The following is a 14,815-nucleotide window of genomic DNA, read 5'->3' on the forward strand; positions in this document are numbered from 1 at the left end:
TAAATTTAAACATGAACGTAAAACAGGAGTTATATAACCAATGTATTCAATTTATAGAAAATCGTTTTCAAACTATTAAAAAAGCGATAAGCGAAATTCAAGAATCACTTACATCAGAAACGAAAAGTAGCGCAGGCGATAAACATGAAACTGGTCGAGCCATGTTACAATTAGAACGTGAAAAGGCAGGCAATCAACTTGCCGAAATTCAAAAAATAAAAGAAATACTTTCTAAAGTTGATGTTTCTAAAACTTCTAAAAGCATTGGTTTAGGAAGTGTTGTTTATACTTCAAAAGCTAATTATTTTATAGCCATAAGCGCAGGCGTATTAAAAGTTCAGGAAGATTCTTTTTATGCTATTTCGTCTAACACACCAATTGGGCAATTACTATTAGGTAAAACGATTGGAGATGTTGTAAAATTTAGAGACAAACAATTTAAAGTTGAATCTGTTTTATAGTTTATTTTTTTCAATAGAAAGACAAACTTCTAATCCATTTTTAAGATTTTCAGGATACTCAAAAAACACAATGTCATCGCCTATTTCAGCTTTAATTAAATAATAATTGCCTTTGTAATAAGATTGTTTAACGGTTGCTTTTAAGTTTGATTTATCTGTGATATTTACTTGATGTGCGTAAACAATATGGCCATTAATCTCATTAAACTCTTCAAAAAAGGAAGCAATTAATTTATCTTTTGGGTTGTTGTATAAGCTTTGAGGTGTGTTTTTTGCAATAATTTTAGCATCATGTAAAACAATCATCTGGTCTGAAAACGATAATACATCATCTTTGTCATGCGTAGCAACAATACAAGTAATGTTTTTTTCTTTTAAAAATTTAAATAAGCTTCTGCGTAAGGATTGTTTTTTAAAATTATCAATATGACTAAAAGGTTCATCGAGTAAAAGAACTTCTGGTTGTTTGGCAATGGCTCTGGCAATGGCAACACGTTGTTTTTGTCCGCCACTTAAATATTTAACTTTAGTATTTGCTACCTCATTAAGTTCAACAACTTCTAGAAGCTCGTTAATACGCGCTTGTTTTTCTTCAGGATAAAAGTTAGAAAGAAAGGCGCCAATATTTTCTGAAACGGATATGAACGGCATTAAATCGAACTCTTGTGCTACATATTTCATGTATTCAGGACCAACAATTAAATTGTGTTTAGGTCCTAAAATTTCATGTTCTTTCCAGAAAATGTCACCTTCGTTTAAATCGTAAGTACCATAAAGTAGTTTTAAAAGTGTACTTTTTCCTGAACCACTTTCTCCTATAATAGAAAAGTGCTCTCCTGCTTCAACAGAAAAATTAATGTTACTTAAAACAGATTGGTTTTTATAACTAAAGGATAGATTGTTTACTTGCAGCATAAGAATATTCTAAAAGCAAAAATAACATAAAAGAAATTATTATATGGATTCTTTATTTATTCGGCAATTCTTGAAATCCCATATTGTAAAGTGTAAATCCAAAAATATCGGCATATTGATCTATAATTTTACTAACAGGTGTTCCTGCACCATGACCAGCATCGGTTTCAATACGAATTAAAACTGGGTTTTTTCCGGTTTGTTTACTTTGTAATTCGGCAGCAAATTTAAAACTGTGAGCAGGCACAACCCGATCGTCATGATCACCTGTTGTAATTAAGGTAGCAGGGTATTCAATACCTTCTTTTATATTATGTAAAGGCGAATAGCCTTTAAGATATTTAAACATGTCTTTACTTTGCTCAGCAGTTCCATAATCATAAGCCCACCCTGCACCAGCGGTAAAAGTATGATAGCGTAGCATATCTAAAACGCCTACAGCAGGCAGTACTACTTTAGCTAATCCGGGGCGTTGTGTCATAACTGCACCAACTAATAGTCCTCCGTTAGAACCGCCTCTTAATGCTAAATATTTAGACGATGTATATTTTTTATCTATTAAGTATTCTGCTGCAGCGATAAAATCATCAAACACGTTTTGTTTTTTCATTTGTATACCTGCTTCATGCCATACTTTGCCATATTCGCCACCACCACGTAAGTTTGGAACAGCCAAAACACCGCCTTGTTCCATCCAAACGGTATTGGTGATACTAAAAGTTGGTGTTAGACTAATATTGAATCCGCCATATCCATAAAGTATTGTTGGGTTTTTTCCATCTAATACTATCCCTTTTTTATGGGTTAGTATCATCGGGATTTTTGTGCCATCTTTAGACTTGAAAAAAACTTGATGACTTTCATATTCATTATAACTAAAATCTATTTCAGGTTTCCAATGTAAAGTAGTTTTTCCTGTTTTAGGGTTTAAGGCGTAAATACTTGATGGTGTATTGTAATTGGTAAAGGCATAATATACAGTTTTTGCGTCTTTTTTACCCGAAAATCCAGTAGCAGTACCTAAGTTATGTAATTCAATATTGTTAATTAAAGTACCGTTATAATCATATTGCTTTATTTTGGAAATGGCATCAACCATGTAGTTTGTAAATAAAAATCCGCTGCCTTTTGTTGCTGCGTTTAAAACATGTTCTGCTTCAGGAATAAGGTCTTCCCAATTTTCAGGTGTTGGATGTGAGACATCAACTGTAACTATTTTATTATTAGGAGCATTAAGGTTTGTAACAAGATATAATTTATTGTCTTTATTGTCTATAATATAAGTGTCAGTATTTGTGTGATCTAATATGGTAATGAGCTTGCTATTAGGAACCGATAAGTCTTTAATATATAGTTTGTTGCCCGATGTAGAAGTTCGAGGTGTTAAAACTAAATATTTATTATCTTCAGTAACAGTTGCATAAATATAGCGGTGTTTTTCTTCTGGAATTCCACCAAAAATTAAAGTATCTTCTTTTTGAGGTGTTCCTAGTTTATGATAATATATTTTGTGCTGATCTGTTTTAGCAGATAACTCACTTCCCTTAGGTTTATCATAACTTGAATAATAAAAGCCTTCATTTTTATACCATGAAATAGCACTAAACTTTACATTGATTAAGGCATCTTCAACCTTCTCTTTTGTATTAGTATTTATAATGATAATTTTTCTCCAGTCACTACCACCTTCAGAAATGGAGTAAGCCAATACGCTTCCATCTTTTGAAAAACTTAAAACATCTAAAGAGATAGTGCCATCTTTTGAAAACGTATTGGGATCTAAAAAAATGCTTTCTTTACCATTCTTTTCTTTTCTATAAATAATATTTTGATTTTGTAAGCCATTATTTTTTGAAAAATAGGTATAATTACCCTCTATAAATGGCGCACCAATTCTTTCGTATTTCCATAAGCTAGATAAACGCTCTTTTAGTTTATTTCTGTAAGGAATAGTATCTAAATAGTTAAAAGTAGCTGTGTTTTGTGTTTTTACCCAAGCGATGGTTTCATCACTTCTGTCATCTTCTAACCATCTAAAAGGATCTTTTACTTTATGATTAAAGTAAGTGTCAATAATGTTTACAGTTTTGGTTTTGGGATAATTCAAAAGGAAAAATATTTTAGGCTATTAATAATATAAGGGCAAAATGTAAAAGATGTGTTTTTTCAAAAATAGACAAAAAAAGCTCCTGTAAAAAATACAGAAGCTTAAGCGTTTAATTTAGTTGATAAAGTATTAATGTTTTACACTAAATTATTTTCAATTAAATATTCGGCAATTTGAATGGTATTAGTAGCAGCACCTTTACGTAAGTTATCTGCAACAATCCACATGTTTAATGTATTAGGTTGTGTTTCATCTCTACGTAAACGCCCCACAAAAACCTCATCTTTATCATGTGCAAAAATTGGCATTGGATAGGTGTTTGTAGCGGTATTATCTTGTAAAATAACACCTGGAGTATCACTAATAATTTGTCTAACCTCAGCTAAATCAAAATCATTTTCAAATTGAACATTTACAGATTCTGAGTGTCCGCCAGCTGTAGGAATACGAACAGCAGTAGCAGTAACAGAAAATGTTTTGTCGTTAAATATTTTTTGTGGCTCTCTAGCCAATTTCATTTCTTCTTTAGTGTAACCGTTTTCTAAAAACACATCGCAATGTGGTAATGCATTTCTACCAATTGGATAAGGATATGCCATTTCACCTTCTATTCCTGCAATTTCGTTTTCCAACTGCTTAACCGCTTTAACACCTGTACCAGAAACCGATTGGTAAGTAGAAACAACAATACGTTTCATTTTGTATTTTTTATGAAGTTGCGATAAAGCCAAAACCATTTGTATAGTTGAACAGTTAGGATTTGCAATAATCTTATCCTCTTTAGTTAATTCATTCGCATTAATTTCTGGGACTACTAATTTTTTAGTAGGATCCATTCTCCATGCAGAAGAATTATCAACTACTGTAGTACCAACTTCAGCAAATTTAGGAGCCCACTCTAAAGAAGTATCTCCACCTGCAGAAAATATAGCAATTTGTGGTTTTGCAGCCACAGCATCAGCTAAACCAATTACGGTATATTCTTCATTTTTATATGTTAATTTTTTTCCAACAGATCGCTCTGAAGCGACTAACAATAATTCTGTAACAGGAAAGTTACGTTCTTCTAATACTTTTAGCATGACTTCGCCAACCATTCCTGTTGCTCCTACAACTGCTACTTTCATTTTTTATAATTTTAATATTTAATAAAATTGAGTAAGCAAAACTAACCATTAATTCTTTTTTAGGATGAAAAAAAAGCCTCTGTTTTTTCAAAACAAAGGCTTTTTAACAACAAATAACACAATGTTATTTATTTAACAAGTTGTTATTTTTTAAGTAAGTCTCTTATTTCTACAAGCAAGTCTTCTTGAGATGGTCCTGCAGGAGTAGCTGGTGCTGGTTCTTCTTTTTTCTTCATTTTATTAACACCTTTTACAATTATAAACATAACAAAAGCTACAATGATAAAATCGATAACATTAGTAAGGAAAGCTCCCCACATTACGGAAACTTCACCTTCTAATACGCCTTCTGCATTAGCGATGCCTTCTTTAATTACAAATTTTAAATCTTTGAAATCAGCATTAAATATTAACCCAATTAGCGGAGATACAATACCTCCTGTAAAGGAAGTTACTACTTCTTTAAAGGCAGCACCCATTACAAAACCCACTGCAATGTCTATAAGATTGCCTTTCATTGCAAATTCTTTGAACTCTTTAAGCATAATTTTAAATTTCTAGTTAGTGAGCTACTAAAATAGTGAAAAAGTTAAAGAATTAACATTTGTTAAAATACTTATTGTAAAAAAATACGTTTTACACGCTGAGAAATTGAGGTAATTAGCTCGTAAGAAATGGTGTTTGCTGTTTCTGCTAAAGTTTCTGCCGTTGAGTTTGCATCAAAAATAATGACTTCATCACCTTCTTCGCAATCAATGTTTGTAATATTAACCATTATCATGTCCATACAAACATTTCCTATTATAGGAGCTTGTTGTCCATTTATGGTAACAAATCCTTTTTCATTCCCATAAATTCTACCAATACCGTCGGCATGACCAATAGGAAGGGTTGCCGTTTTTTGAATTGAATCCCCTATATATGCTCTATTATAACCAACAGATTCTCCTTTTTCAATGGTATGAATTTGAGAAATAATGGTTTTTAAAGATGCTATGGGTTTTAGATTTTTATTTTCTTTTTCAGAATTTCCAAAACCATATAATCCAATACCACTTCTTACCATATTTAAATGTGCCTCTGGATAGTTTAAAATTCCAGATGTATTACAAATATGAAGCAGAGGTTTATAACCAATGGCTTTTGTAAGCTTTTCGGTAATAATTTTAAACGTTTTAATTTGATTTAAAGTGAATGCTTTTTCATTTAAATCTTCGCTGGCTGCCAAATGTGAAAATATAGATTCAACTTTTATAGTTTTGGTTTGGCTTAGTGTATTTTGTATAAAATCTATATCATTATGCCAAAATCCTAATCGGTTTAATCCCGTATTAAACTTGATATGAATAGGATATTCAACCTGTTTTTCATGAGAAGCAACACTAATAAATTCTTGTAAAATTTTAGCATTATATATACTAGGTTCCAAACAATACTCAATTAATGTTTTAAAATTTACAGCTAGTGGATGTAGTACTAAAATAGGTTTTGTTATACCGGCATTACGTAATGCTACACCTTCGTTTATATAAGCAACTGCAAAATAATCGACACCTAAATCTTGTAAATAGTTTGCTATTTCGTTAGCATCACTACCATAAGCAAAAGCTTTAACCACTGCTAAAAATTTAGTATCTTTTTGTAGTTTAGATTTGAGGTATTCAAAATTATGTTCCAGTGCTTTTAAGTCAATTTCAAGCACAGTTTCTTGTGCTTTACTCATTCTTGTCTTTATTTTTAGAATGTATTTCTTCAGCATCATTCACTTTCATATTACGCACTTTATCTCGCATAGTTGCTTTATAATAAGCAGCTCTACTTAAAGGTTCATATTCATCAACTTCTCCTAAAAGCACTAGGTTTTCACTTTTAGATTTTCGGTAACTGTATTGGGCTAAGTTTCCAGTACGAGTACAAACAGCATGTACTTTAGTAACATATTCTGCAGTAGCCATAAGGTTAGGCATTGGGCCAAACGGATTGCCTTTAAAATCCATGTCCAATCCAGCAACAATGACACGAATGCCTTTATTGGCTAAATCATTGCAAACACGAACAATCTCGTCGTCAAAAAATTGTGCTTCATCAATACCTACAACATCACAACCATCTGCTAAAATAGGAATATTGGCAGCTGCAGGAACTGGAGTCGATCTAATTTCGTTGGCATCATGAGAAACTACCATGTCTTCATTATAGCGTACATCAATAGTAGGCTTAAAAATTTCAACTTTTTGTCTTGCAAATTGGGCGCGTTTAAGCCTACGGATTAATTCTTCGGTTTTTCCAGAGAACATGGAGCCACAGATTACTTCAATCCATCCAAATTGTTCTTTATGATTTACGGTATTTTCAAGAAACATTTTGTAATTTTAGCACTAAAACAAAGCAATTATTCATTTGTATAAAGGTGGCGCAAATTTATTAAAAATCAAAAGTCTAATTTGCATAAATTTTAAATTTATAAATAATGAAATATCCATGACTAAAATTTTAGTCACACATAAGAATTACTATATGGATGTTACATGTGACAATTAATAAATAATAATTATAAACACATGAAAAAGAAGCTAGAGTCAGAATTAATTAGTATAGCCCACAGGATTCTTAAGTTAAAAGGAAAGGAAGATGTTATTAAAATGCATTCTGAGGTTGCTGAGCTTTTTGAAAAGTTATCGGTATTAAAGTTTGCTCACGAAAATTTTGAAGGAGATATACCAACCATTGGTAGCGATTCTTCTTTTTTTGGAATGTTAGACCAAGCTTTTAATAATAAAGTAAGTGATAATATTGAAGTTGATGATAAGGTTTATATTAATTTAGATGAATCTGAAAATGAACATATCACAGAACCGCTAATGAATACTATTAAAGATATGGTGGCACAAATGCCAGAGGATACAGAGGATATTGATACTGTTTTTGAAGAAGCCATACCAAAACCAGACATAAAAAAAACAGATTTAGAAGATATTACAGCAGGATTTAAAGATATGCCTATTTTTGAACCGGTTTCAAAATCTCTAAATGGTGTTTCAAATGAAAAGAAATCTTTAAATGATAAATTAAATAGAGGCGGATTACATATTGGGCTTAACGATAAAATTGCTTTTATTAAACATTTATTTGATGGTAAAAGTGAAGATTATGAACGTGTTTTATCGCAATTAAATACGTTTAATTCATTAAATGAAGCTACACATTTTATTCAAAATATTGTAAAGTTAGATTATAATAATTGGGATGGTAAAGAAGAATTTGAAGTCCGTTTTATGAGCATTATAGAAGCTAAGTTTGAATAATGAGTAAACTTTACATTGTACCCACACCTATAGGAAATTTAAAAGACATCACCTTTAGAGCTATTGAAGTTTTAAAGGATGTCGATTTAATTTTAGCCGAAGACACCCGAACCTCAGGTAAATTATTAAAACATTACGAGATTTCAACCCACATGCAATCGCATCATATGCATAACGAGCATAAAACAGTTGAAAATGTGTTGCAAAAAATAAAAGCAGGAACAACTGTTGCACTTATTAGTGATGCCGGTACACCAGCAATTTCAGATCCTGGTTTTTTATTAACAAGAGCTTGTATAGAACATAATATAGAAGTCGATTGCTTACCAGGAGCGACAGCCTTTGTACCAGCACTAGTAAATTCGGGCTTGCCAAACGATAAGTTCGTGTTCGAAGGTTTTCTACCTGTTAAAAAAGGCAGACAAACCCGATTATTATTACTAGCAGAAGAGACCAGAACTATTATTTTTTATGAGAGTCCGCATAAACTCATAAAAACACTTGGACATTTTTGCGAGTATTTTGGCGAAGACAGACAAGTGTCTGTGTCGAGAGAATTAACCAAATTATACGAAGAAACCATTAGAGGAACCGCCAAAGAAGTTTTTGAACATTATACAAACAAACCACCAAAAGGAGAAATTGTAATTATAGTTGGTGGAAAAAGTAAATAAAATGACAATAGAAACATTTATAAATAAGTTAAGAAGTACGCCGAAGGCAATTGCCTTTTCGGAAACAATGGAAGTTATAGAGGCAAACTATCTGTTTACACCAACGGCTTTTAAAAATGGAGGTTTACAAAATGATGCAGGGCAAAACTCTGGATCTTGTAAGTTGTTTGCTTTTGCAAAACTTCAAAATTTCACTAAAGAAGAAACTTTAGCGTGTTTTGGACAATACTATTTTGATGAAGTTTTACTAGACCCAAACGGTACCGGACATCAAAACATTAGAAACTTTATGAATACTGGATTTGATGGGTTAGTTTTTGAAAATGAATCTTTAATTCAGAAGTAATTTGGTACCTTCTATAAATTGTTGGTATTTTAATAATTCCTCAGGATTAGTTTTGGCATTAGTGCGTTTTATTTCGTCCCCTGCCTCGTTGCGTTCAATTATATAAAAATTATCGCCATCTTCTAACATTTGTAAATAAAGCTTTAAACTTCCGTCTTGATTATAAAATTTTGTAGCTTCAAAACTATCATATGTAGAAGATATATGTTCAGAGAAAACTTTACCTCCCTGCACATATTGAGTTATCTTTTTACCATCATCAATAAATATTTGAGATACAATATTGCCAATTAAATCATAAGAAACTGATTCTATTACTTTTTCGTCTTCTATTTTAGATTCAGATTTTAGTTGTCCATTTTCAAAATAGCTAAGACTTTTACCATATCGGATACCATTTTTGTATTTATTAATTGTTTTTAATTTTCCAGATAAAGAATAGATTTTTTCTTCCCCGTTTAGCGTTCCATTTTGATAATTTGATTTTGAAAAAATCTCTCCATTACTATGAAAAACAATATTTAAGCCATTTAAAAGGCCGTTTTTAACTTTGAATTCTTCCCACTTTTTAAATTTATCTCCTACAACGTAATATCCATTTAATGGTTTTCTAGATTTATTATCTCTATAAACACTTAATCCGTCATAGGAATCTATAAAATATGAGTTTTTTTCTATAAGTGTAAAGTTTAATAAGTCCTCTTCAGGGGTGTCTTTACAGCTAGAAAGTAGAATTAATATAATAGAGTAAATGGTTAGTAATAATGGTTTAAAAAGTTTCATATTTTTATTTTCAATCTTATTTTATCTAAAAGCAAAGCATTCTAAGTTTCATCGTCTAATAATTTAGATTCCTGCCTTTACAGGAATGAGATTCTATACATGTTTCCCTTTCTCCCAACTATGCATAACTAAAACTGAGTTATAGCAAACTCTTAATATTCATTAAAAAATTTAGCAAGGTTTTTAGTTTCTAAATCGTGGTCGGTAGATAAAGATGTTACTAAAGGCATATTTTATAATTTTAGTAGTATTTTTGAATTTACAAGTTAACAAAAAATAATTCATAAAAATGGCAGTTCATATTACTACAAAGTGGTTAGGAGACATGAAGTTTGAAAGCACAAATCCGTCAGGAAATAACTTAACTATTCAAGCTACCCCTGAAAACGGTGAACAAGCAGAAGGTTTAAGACCTAAGGCATTAATGCTTTCTGCTTTAGCAGGTTGTTCGGGCTTAGATGTGGCATCATTAATAAAAAAAATGAAGCTAAAGGTTGAAGATTTTAAAATTGATATTGATGCTAATTTAACCGAAGAGCATCCTAAACATTACGATAAAGTTACGATGAGTTTTCATTTTTACGGAAATGATTTAAATGAAAAAAAGCTTCAAAAAGCAGTTGATTTATCTGTTGAAAAATATTGTGGCGTTATGGAAATGTTTCGTCAATTTTCAGAGTTAACTGTAGAAACTCATTTTTATAAGTCATAGAAATGCGTTGGACGCTAAAACCAAAACCACAACCTGAAAAACTAAAGGCTTTAAAAGAAGCACTTCAAGTAGACGAAGCCACTGCAACTTTGTTGTTGCAACGAGGAATAGAAAACTATGAAGATGCTAAACGGTTTTTTAGACCTAGTTTTGAAGATTTACACGATCCGTTCTTAATGAAAGATATGGATAAGGCCGTTGCGCGTATTGAAAAAGCGATTGCTAATAAAGAAAACATTTTGGTTTATGGCGATTATGATGTTGATGGCACCACATCGGTAGCCTTAATGTCGTCTTATTTAAAAACAAAACACAATTTAGTTTATACTTACATTCCAAACAGGTATGATGAGGGTTATGGTATTTCTTATAAAGGAATCAACTTTGCACAAGAAAATAATTTTTCACTTATTATCGCTTTAGATTGCGGTATAAAGGCTATTGAAAAAGTAGCTCATGCTAAAACATTAGGAGTCGATTTTATTATATGTGATCACCATAGACCAGGAGCAGAAACTCCAGAAGCTGTTGCTGTTTTAGATCCTAAACAAGACGATTGTAATTATCCTTATAAAGAGTTATGTGGTTGCGGTGTTGGTTTTAAATTAATTCAAGCACTAGCATCAAAAGAAGGGAAAACGGCTGAAGATTTAAGTGAATATTTAGATTTAGTAGCTACGGCTATTGGCGCAGATATTGTTCCTATTGATGGTGAAAATAGAGTCTTGGCTTATTTTGGTTTAATGGTTATCAATTCAAACCCGAGACCAGGTATAAAAGCTATTTTAACTCAAGTTAAAAAAACAGAACTGACCATTACCGATGTTGTGTTTATTGTAGCGCCTCGTATTAATGCGGCTGGACGTATGAAGCATGGTAATTATGCAGTGACTTTATTAGTTGAAGAAGATGAAGATTTAGCGACAAAGTATGCCAGTGAAATTAATGAGTATAATCTTGACAGACGAGAAATTGATAAAGAAATTACACAAGATGCTCTTAAGCAAATTGAAGAGCAAAAAGAACAAAACCGACTTACAACTGTTGTTTTCCATGAAGATTGGCATAAAGGCGTTATTGGTATTGTGGCTTCTAGGTTAACCGAAACCTATTATAGGCCTACATTAGTTTTCACTAGAAGTGGTGATAAATTAGCTGCCTCAGCACGATCGGTGAAAGGGTTTGATGTTTATAATGCTTTGGAAGCATGTAGCGAACATATTGAGCAATTTGGAGGACATAAATATGCAGCAGGCTTAACTTTGAAAGAAGAAAACTATGAAGCTTTTAAACAAGCTTTTGAAAATGAGGTTTCTACAACCATTGATAGGGATTTACTAATACCAGAGATTAAAATAGACGCCCAAATAAATTTAGATGATATTACATCTAAGTTTTATAGAATTTTAAAACAATTTGCACCTTTTGGCCCTAGCAATATGACGCCTGTTTTTATGACTGAAAACTTAATTGATACAGGTTATGGAAAATGTGTTGGCGAAGATAAAACACATCTAAGATTAACTGTTACACAACCAGAAGTTTCTACCAGAATAGTCTGTATTGGTTTTAGTATGGGAGATAAGCTTGATATTATTTCTGAGAATAAACCCTTTAAAGCTATTTATTCTATTGATGAAAATGAATGGCAAGGTAATGTATCACTTCAATTAAAGTTAAGAGATATTAAGGAATAAATATGGCAAAAACAGATCCTTACGCAGCATTGCGCATTAAAGAATTCAATATATTTTTATTAGTACGTTTTGTATTGGTTTTTGGATGGTCTATGCAGTTTATTGTTATAGAATGGCAAGTATATAGCATCACTAAAGATCCTTTGTATCTTGGTATTATTGGTTTAATGGAAATTATTCCTGCCTTTACCATGGCATTATTTGCAGGACACATTGTAGATCAAAAAGAAAAGCGAAACCTTTTAGCAAAATGTATTGCAGCATTTTCATTAATTAGTTTAGGCTTATTTTTATTAACATGGGATGAGATAGTAGCAGATTGGAGTACAAAAACAATATTATATGCTATTTATGCTTTTGTGTTTTTTGGAGGATTTTTGCGTTCCTTTTTCGGACCCACTATTTTTTCGTTAGTGGCTTTAATTGTACCAAAAAAAATATACCCAAATGCAGCCACTTGGAGTACAAGTACTTGGAAAGCGGCAGCTGTTTTAGGGGCTCTTTTTGGAGGGTTTTTTATTCATTGGATTGGTGTTGACAAAACACTTTGTATCATATTTATATTCGTTTTAACCTCATTAATACTTGTTTTTCAAATTAAAAAGAAACCCATTTTAAACCCAAAAATAGGAGAACCTATTAAGGAAAGTTTAAAAGTTGGTGTGCGTTTTGTTTTTAATAATAAAGCCATTTTAGGTGCGTTAACATTAGATATGATAGCCGTTTTATTTGGTGGCGCTGTAGCTTTATTGTCTGTTTTTGCTCAGGATATTTTAGAGGTTGGTTCACAGGGGTTTGGTATTTTAAACGCTTCAGTATCGTTAGGAAGTATTTTTAGTATGTTTATGACGACCTACTTACCAATAAGTAAAAATGCGGGTAAAAAATTATTAGCTTCTATTTTCGGATTTGGATTGTGTATTATTGCTTTCGGACTTTCGGATGTGTTTTGGATAAGTGTCCTTGCTTTATTTTTAAGTGGTGCTACCGATGGCGTTTCTATGGTAATAAGACAAACCATTTTACAATTAAAAACGCCAGATAATATGCGAGGTAGAGTATCTGCAGTAAATTCTATGTTTGTAGGCTCTTCTAACGAACTTGGGGCTTTTGAAAGTGGCGTTGCTGCCAAAATAATGGGTCCTGTTGTTGCAGTAGTTTTTGGAGGTACCATGACTTTAATTACCGTACTTACAATAGGTATTAAAAATCCTGTGCTTAGAAATTTAGACTTAACTAAGGATATTGAGGCTCATGAGAATGAAGAAGCTTAATATGTAATCAACTCAAAATTTTCTCCATCAAAAACACCATAAGTGTAATACTGAATCCAGTCGCCAAGATTGATGTATTTTGATGTAGCATTTAAAGGGATTTCTAATGGCAGATGTCTGTGTCCAAACACAAAGAAATCACGGTGTTTATCCTTTAGTTTATGTTTGCTATATTGTACTAACCATTCGTTATCATCTCCAAGAAATTTAGCATCATCATCTCCAGAAATGAGTTTGTTTTTTACTGATAAGTATTGTGCTACACGCATACCAATATCTGGATGTGCCCATCTAAAAAGCCATTTAAAAAACGGATTTGTAAATACTTTTTTCATGCGTTTATAACCTTTATCGTGTGGTCCTAAACCATCACCATGACCAATAAAAAATGTTTTATTATTAAAGGTGAATTCTTTGGGTTTGTGGTAAACAGGAATGTTGAGTTCGTCTTCAAAATAGCCGTTCATCCATAAATCATGATTTCCAACAAAATAGTATATGGGAATTCCAGAATCTGATAGTTCAGCAAGTTTTCCTAAAGTTCTGGTAAAACCTTTAGGTACTACGGTTTTATACTCGAACCAAAAATCGAATAAATCGCCAAGAAGAAAAATGGCAGCAGCATCGTGTTTTATGTGGTCTAACCATGCTACGAATTTTTTTTCGCGAGGACGAGAAGCTTCTTGTGTAGGAGCTCCTAAATGGTTATCTGAAGCGAAATATATTTTTTTCCCTTTTGGAATTTGCATGTTGTAAATATACTAATTCCTGCGAAATTGCAGATTCACGAATACATTATTATATCACATGAATAAATGAGTAATGCAGGAATCTCATTATTGGTAAAACTGTTTGCTATTGCGTTAGGGATTGAGCAATTGTTGGAGCTCCTCGCAGAGAGCGACTTGTGAAAGCCCGACCTCCCGATAGCTATCGGGATGGTAACGCCCTAAACGTTATCGAAAGCGAACCATTCGGCAAAAGAGCTATCGGTTTCTTGTAGTTTTAAAGAGTGCAAACTAATATGTGATGGCAGACGTTTTTTTATTTTTTTAGAAAAATCTATAACCATCATTTCACTAGTAGGTTGGTAATCTACCAGTAACACATTGTGTCCACGGTCTTGAAGTTCTTTTGCGAGTTCTACATGCGGGGTGTTTTTGTTAAAAACGGTAGCATGGTCAAAAACATCTACAATTTCTTCTTTCACAATTTTTTTAAGATCACCAAAATCTATAACCATACCATATTTTACATGGTTTATGTCTTTAATAGGTTTGCCAAAAACAGTAACCGAAAGCTTGTAGCTATGGCCATGTACGTTTTTACATTTACCGTCATAGCCATAAAGTGCGTGACCAGTTTCGAAAGAGAATTGTTTAGTTATGCGAATACCACTCATTATAAAGTATAG

Annotated in this window: 16 protein-coding genes and 1 pseudogene; 7 read left to right on the plus strand and 10 right to left on the minus strand. The window is 32.2% G+C overall.

Going from position 1 to position 14,815, the window contains the following annotated elements; all coding sequences use genetic code 11:
• Nucleotides 1–11 precede the first annotated feature (11 nt).
• Entirely contained in the window at nucleotides 12–461 is a 450-nt protein-coding gene (locus RHP49_07485) for a 3-oxoacyl-ACP synthase (protein WNH14087.1), read from the plus strand.
• Here RHP49_07485 and RHP49_07490 read toward each other — a convergent pair.
• The 6 genes from RHP49_07490 to RHP49_07515 all read right to left on the minus strand — a co-directional run bounded on the left by RHP49_07490 (nucleotide 456) and on the right by RHP49_07515 (nucleotide 6,973).
• Nucleotides 456–1,376, minus strand: coding sequence for an ABC transporter ATP-binding protein (locus RHP49_07490; GenBank protein ID WNH14088.1), 921 nt, complete (start codon nucleotides 1,374–1,376; stop codon nucleotides 456–458). The two genes, RHP49_07485 and RHP49_07490, sit on opposite strands and share 6 nt — an antisense overlap.
• A gap of 52 nt (nucleotides 1,377–1,428) precedes the next feature.
• The gene (locus RHP49_07495) at nucleotides 1,429–3,483 is read right to left on the minus strand and encodes a prolyl oligopeptidase family serine peptidase (protein WNH14089.1); all 2,055 of its coding nucleotides are present in this window, start codon (nucleotides 3,481–3,483) and stop codon (nucleotides 1,429–1,431) included.
• Nucleotides 3,484–3,620: 137 nt separating this feature from the next.
• Nucleotides 3,621–4,610, minus strand: a complete 990-nt coding sequence (locus tag RHP49_07500; protein ID WNH14090.1) for an aspartate-semialdehyde dehydrogenase — start codon at nucleotides 4,608–4,610, stop codon at nucleotides 3,621–3,623.
• A gap of 143 nt (nucleotides 4,611–4,753) precedes the next feature.
• Nucleotides 4,754–5,155, minus strand: a complete 402-nt coding sequence (gene mscL, locus RHP49_07505) for a large conductance mechanosensitive channel protein MscL (GenBank protein WNH14091.1) — start codon at nucleotides 5,153–5,155, stop codon at nucleotides 4,754–4,756.
• Between the two features lie 71 nt (nucleotides 5,156–5,226).
• Nucleotides 5,227–6,333, minus strand: a complete 1,107-nt coding sequence (gene alr / locus RHP49_07510; protein ID WNH14092.1) for an alanine racemase — start codon at nucleotides 6,331–6,333, stop codon at nucleotides 5,227–5,229.
• Complete coding sequence (locus tag RHP49_07515; GenBank protein WNH14093.1) at nucleotides 6,326–6,973, minus strand: thymidine kinase; 648 nt, start codon at nucleotides 6,971–6,973, stop codon at nucleotides 6,326–6,328. The genes alr and RHP49_07515 overlap by 8 nt, the downstream gene beginning before the upstream one ends.
• Before the next feature lie 198 nt (nucleotides 6,974–7,171).
• Here RHP49_07515 and RHP49_07520 point away from each other — a divergent pair, with 198 nt between their 5' ends.
• From RHP49_07520 to RHP49_07530, 3 genes are read left to right on the plus strand one after another with little or no spacing between them, the layout of a single operon-like run.
• On the plus strand, nucleotides 7,172–7,915 hold the full coding sequence (locus RHP49_07520; GenBank protein ID WNH14094.1) for a hypothetical protein: 744 nt from the start codon (nucleotides 7,172–7,174) through the stop codon (nucleotides 7,913–7,915).
• Nucleotides 7,915–8,589 (plus strand): 16S rRNA (cytidine(1402)-2'-O)-methyltransferase, encoded by a 675-nt coding sequence (rsmI, locus tag RHP49_07525; protein ID WNH14095.1) that lies wholly within the window; start codon nucleotides 7,915–7,917, stop codon nucleotides 8,587–8,589. Before RHP49_07520 ends, rsmI begins: the two co-directional genes overlap by 1 nt.
• 1 nt (nucleotide 8,590) lies before the next feature.
• Nucleotides 8,591–8,935 (plus strand): HopJ type III effector protein, encoded by a 345-nt coding sequence (locus RHP49_07530; GenBank protein ID WNH14096.1) that lies wholly within the window; start codon nucleotides 8,591–8,593, stop codon nucleotides 8,933–8,935.
• On the opposite strand, the gene RHP49_07535 is transcribed toward RHP49_07530, so the two are convergent.
• A complete protein-coding gene (locus RHP49_07535) occupies nucleotides 8,921–9,718 on the minus strand; it encodes a hypothetical protein (protein WNH14097.1) in 798 nt (265 codons plus the stop codon). The genes RHP49_07530 and RHP49_07535 overlap by 15 nt on opposite strands.
• A gap of 123 nt (nucleotides 9,719–9,841) precedes the next feature.
• Nucleotides 9,842–9,948, minus strand: a pseudogene (locus tag RHP49_07540) (carboxymuconolactone decarboxylase family protein).
• Between the two features lie 59 nt (nucleotides 9,949–10,007).
• Here RHP49_07540 and RHP49_07545 point away from each other — a divergent pair.
• From RHP49_07545 to RHP49_07555, 3 genes are read left to right on the plus strand one after another with little or no spacing between them, the layout of a single operon-like run.
• Nucleotides 10,008–10,430, plus strand: coding sequence for an OsmC family protein (locus RHP49_07545; protein ID WNH14098.1), 423 nt, complete (start codon nucleotides 10,008–10,010; stop codon nucleotides 10,428–10,430).
• Between the two features lie 2 nt (nucleotides 10,431–10,432).
• A complete protein-coding gene (gene recJ / locus RHP49_07550; protein WNH14099.1) occupies nucleotides 10,433–12,127 on the plus strand; it encodes a single-stranded-DNA-specific exonuclease RecJ in 1,695 nt (564 codons plus the stop codon).
• Between the two features lie 2 nt (nucleotides 12,128–12,129).
• Complete coding sequence (locus RHP49_07555; protein ID WNH14100.1) at nucleotides 12,130–13,401, plus strand: MFS transporter; 1,272 nt, start codon at nucleotides 12,130–12,132, stop codon at nucleotides 13,399–13,401.
• Here the strand turns inward: RHP49_07555 and RHP49_07560 are convergent.
• On the minus strand, nucleotides 13,398–14,150 hold the full coding sequence (locus tag RHP49_07560) for a UDP-2,3-diacylglucosamine diphosphatase (GenBank protein ID WNH14101.1): 753 nt from the start codon (nucleotides 14,148–14,150) through the stop codon (nucleotides 13,398–13,400). The genes RHP49_07555 and RHP49_07560 overlap by 4 nt on opposite strands.
• A 200-nt stretch (nucleotides 14,151–14,350) precedes the next feature.
• Nucleotides 14,351–14,803 (minus strand): 6-carboxytetrahydropterin synthase, encoded by a 453-nt coding sequence (locus RHP49_07565; GenBank protein WNH14102.1) that lies wholly within the window; start codon nucleotides 14,801–14,803, stop codon nucleotides 14,351–14,353.
• Between the last annotated feature and the right edge of the window lie 12 nt (nucleotides 14,804–14,815).

The sequence above is a fragment of the Flavobacteriaceae bacterium HL-DH10 genome (assembly GCA_031826515.1).
GTDB classification, from domain to species: Bacteria; Bacteroidota; Bacteroidia; order Flavobacteriales; family Flavobacteriaceae; genus Thalassobellus; species Thalassobellus suaedae.

Coding starts and splice junctions, on each gene's coding strand:
- RHP49_07500 (WNH14090.1), bottom strand. CDS start 4,610: ATGAAAGTAGCAGTTGTAGGAGCAACAGGAATGGTTGGCGAAGTCATG.
- mscL (WNH14091.1), bottom strand. CDS start 5,155: ATGCTTAAAGAGTTCAAAGAATTTGCAATGAAAGGCAATCTTATAGAC.
- RHP49_07490 (WNH14088.1), bottom strand. CDS start 1,376: ATGCTGCAAGTAAACAATCTATCCTTTAGTTATAAAAACCAATCTGTT.
- RHP49_07520 (WNH14094.1), top strand. CDS start 7,172: ATGAAAAAGAAGCTAGAGTCAGAATTAATTAGTATAGCCCACAGGATT.
- RHP49_07530 (WNH14096.1), top strand. CDS start 8,591: ATGACAATAGAAACATTTATAAATAAGTTAAGAAGTACGCCGAAGGCA.
- RHP49_07560 (WNH14101.1), bottom strand. CDS start 14,150: ATGCAAATTCCAAAAGGGAAAAAAATATATTTCGCTTCAGATAACCAT.
- RHP49_07545 (WNH14098.1), top strand. CDS start 10,008: ATGGCAGTTCATATTACTACAAAGTGGTTAGGAGACATGAAGTTTGAA.
- RHP49_07535 (WNH14097.1), bottom strand. CDS start 9,718: ATGAAACTTTTTAAACCATTATTACTAACCATTTACTCTATTATATTA.
- rsmI (WNH14095.1), top strand. CDS start 7,915: ATGAGTAAACTTTACATTGTACCCACACCTATAGGAAATTTAAAAGAC.
- alr (WNH14092.1), bottom strand. CDS start 6,333: ATGAGTAAAGCACAAGAAACTGTGCTTGAAATTGACTTAAAAGCACTG.
- RHP49_07565 (WNH14102.1), bottom strand. CDS start 14,803: ATGAGTGGTATTCGCATAACTAAACAATTCTCTTTCGAAACTGGTCAC.
- RHP49_07555 (WNH14100.1), top strand. CDS start 12,130: ATGGCAAAAACAGATCCTTACGCAGCATTGCGCATTAAAGAATTCAAT.
- recJ (WNH14099.1), top strand. CDS start 10,433: ATGCGTTGGACGCTAAAACCAAAACCACAACCTGAAAAACTAAAGGCT.
- RHP49_07515 (WNH14093.1), bottom strand. CDS start 6,973: ATGTTTCTTGAAAATACCGTAAATCATAAAGAACAATTTGGATGGATT.
- RHP49_07485 (WNH14087.1), top strand. CDS start 12: ATGAACGTAAAACAGGAGTTATATAACCAATGTATTCAATTTATAGAA.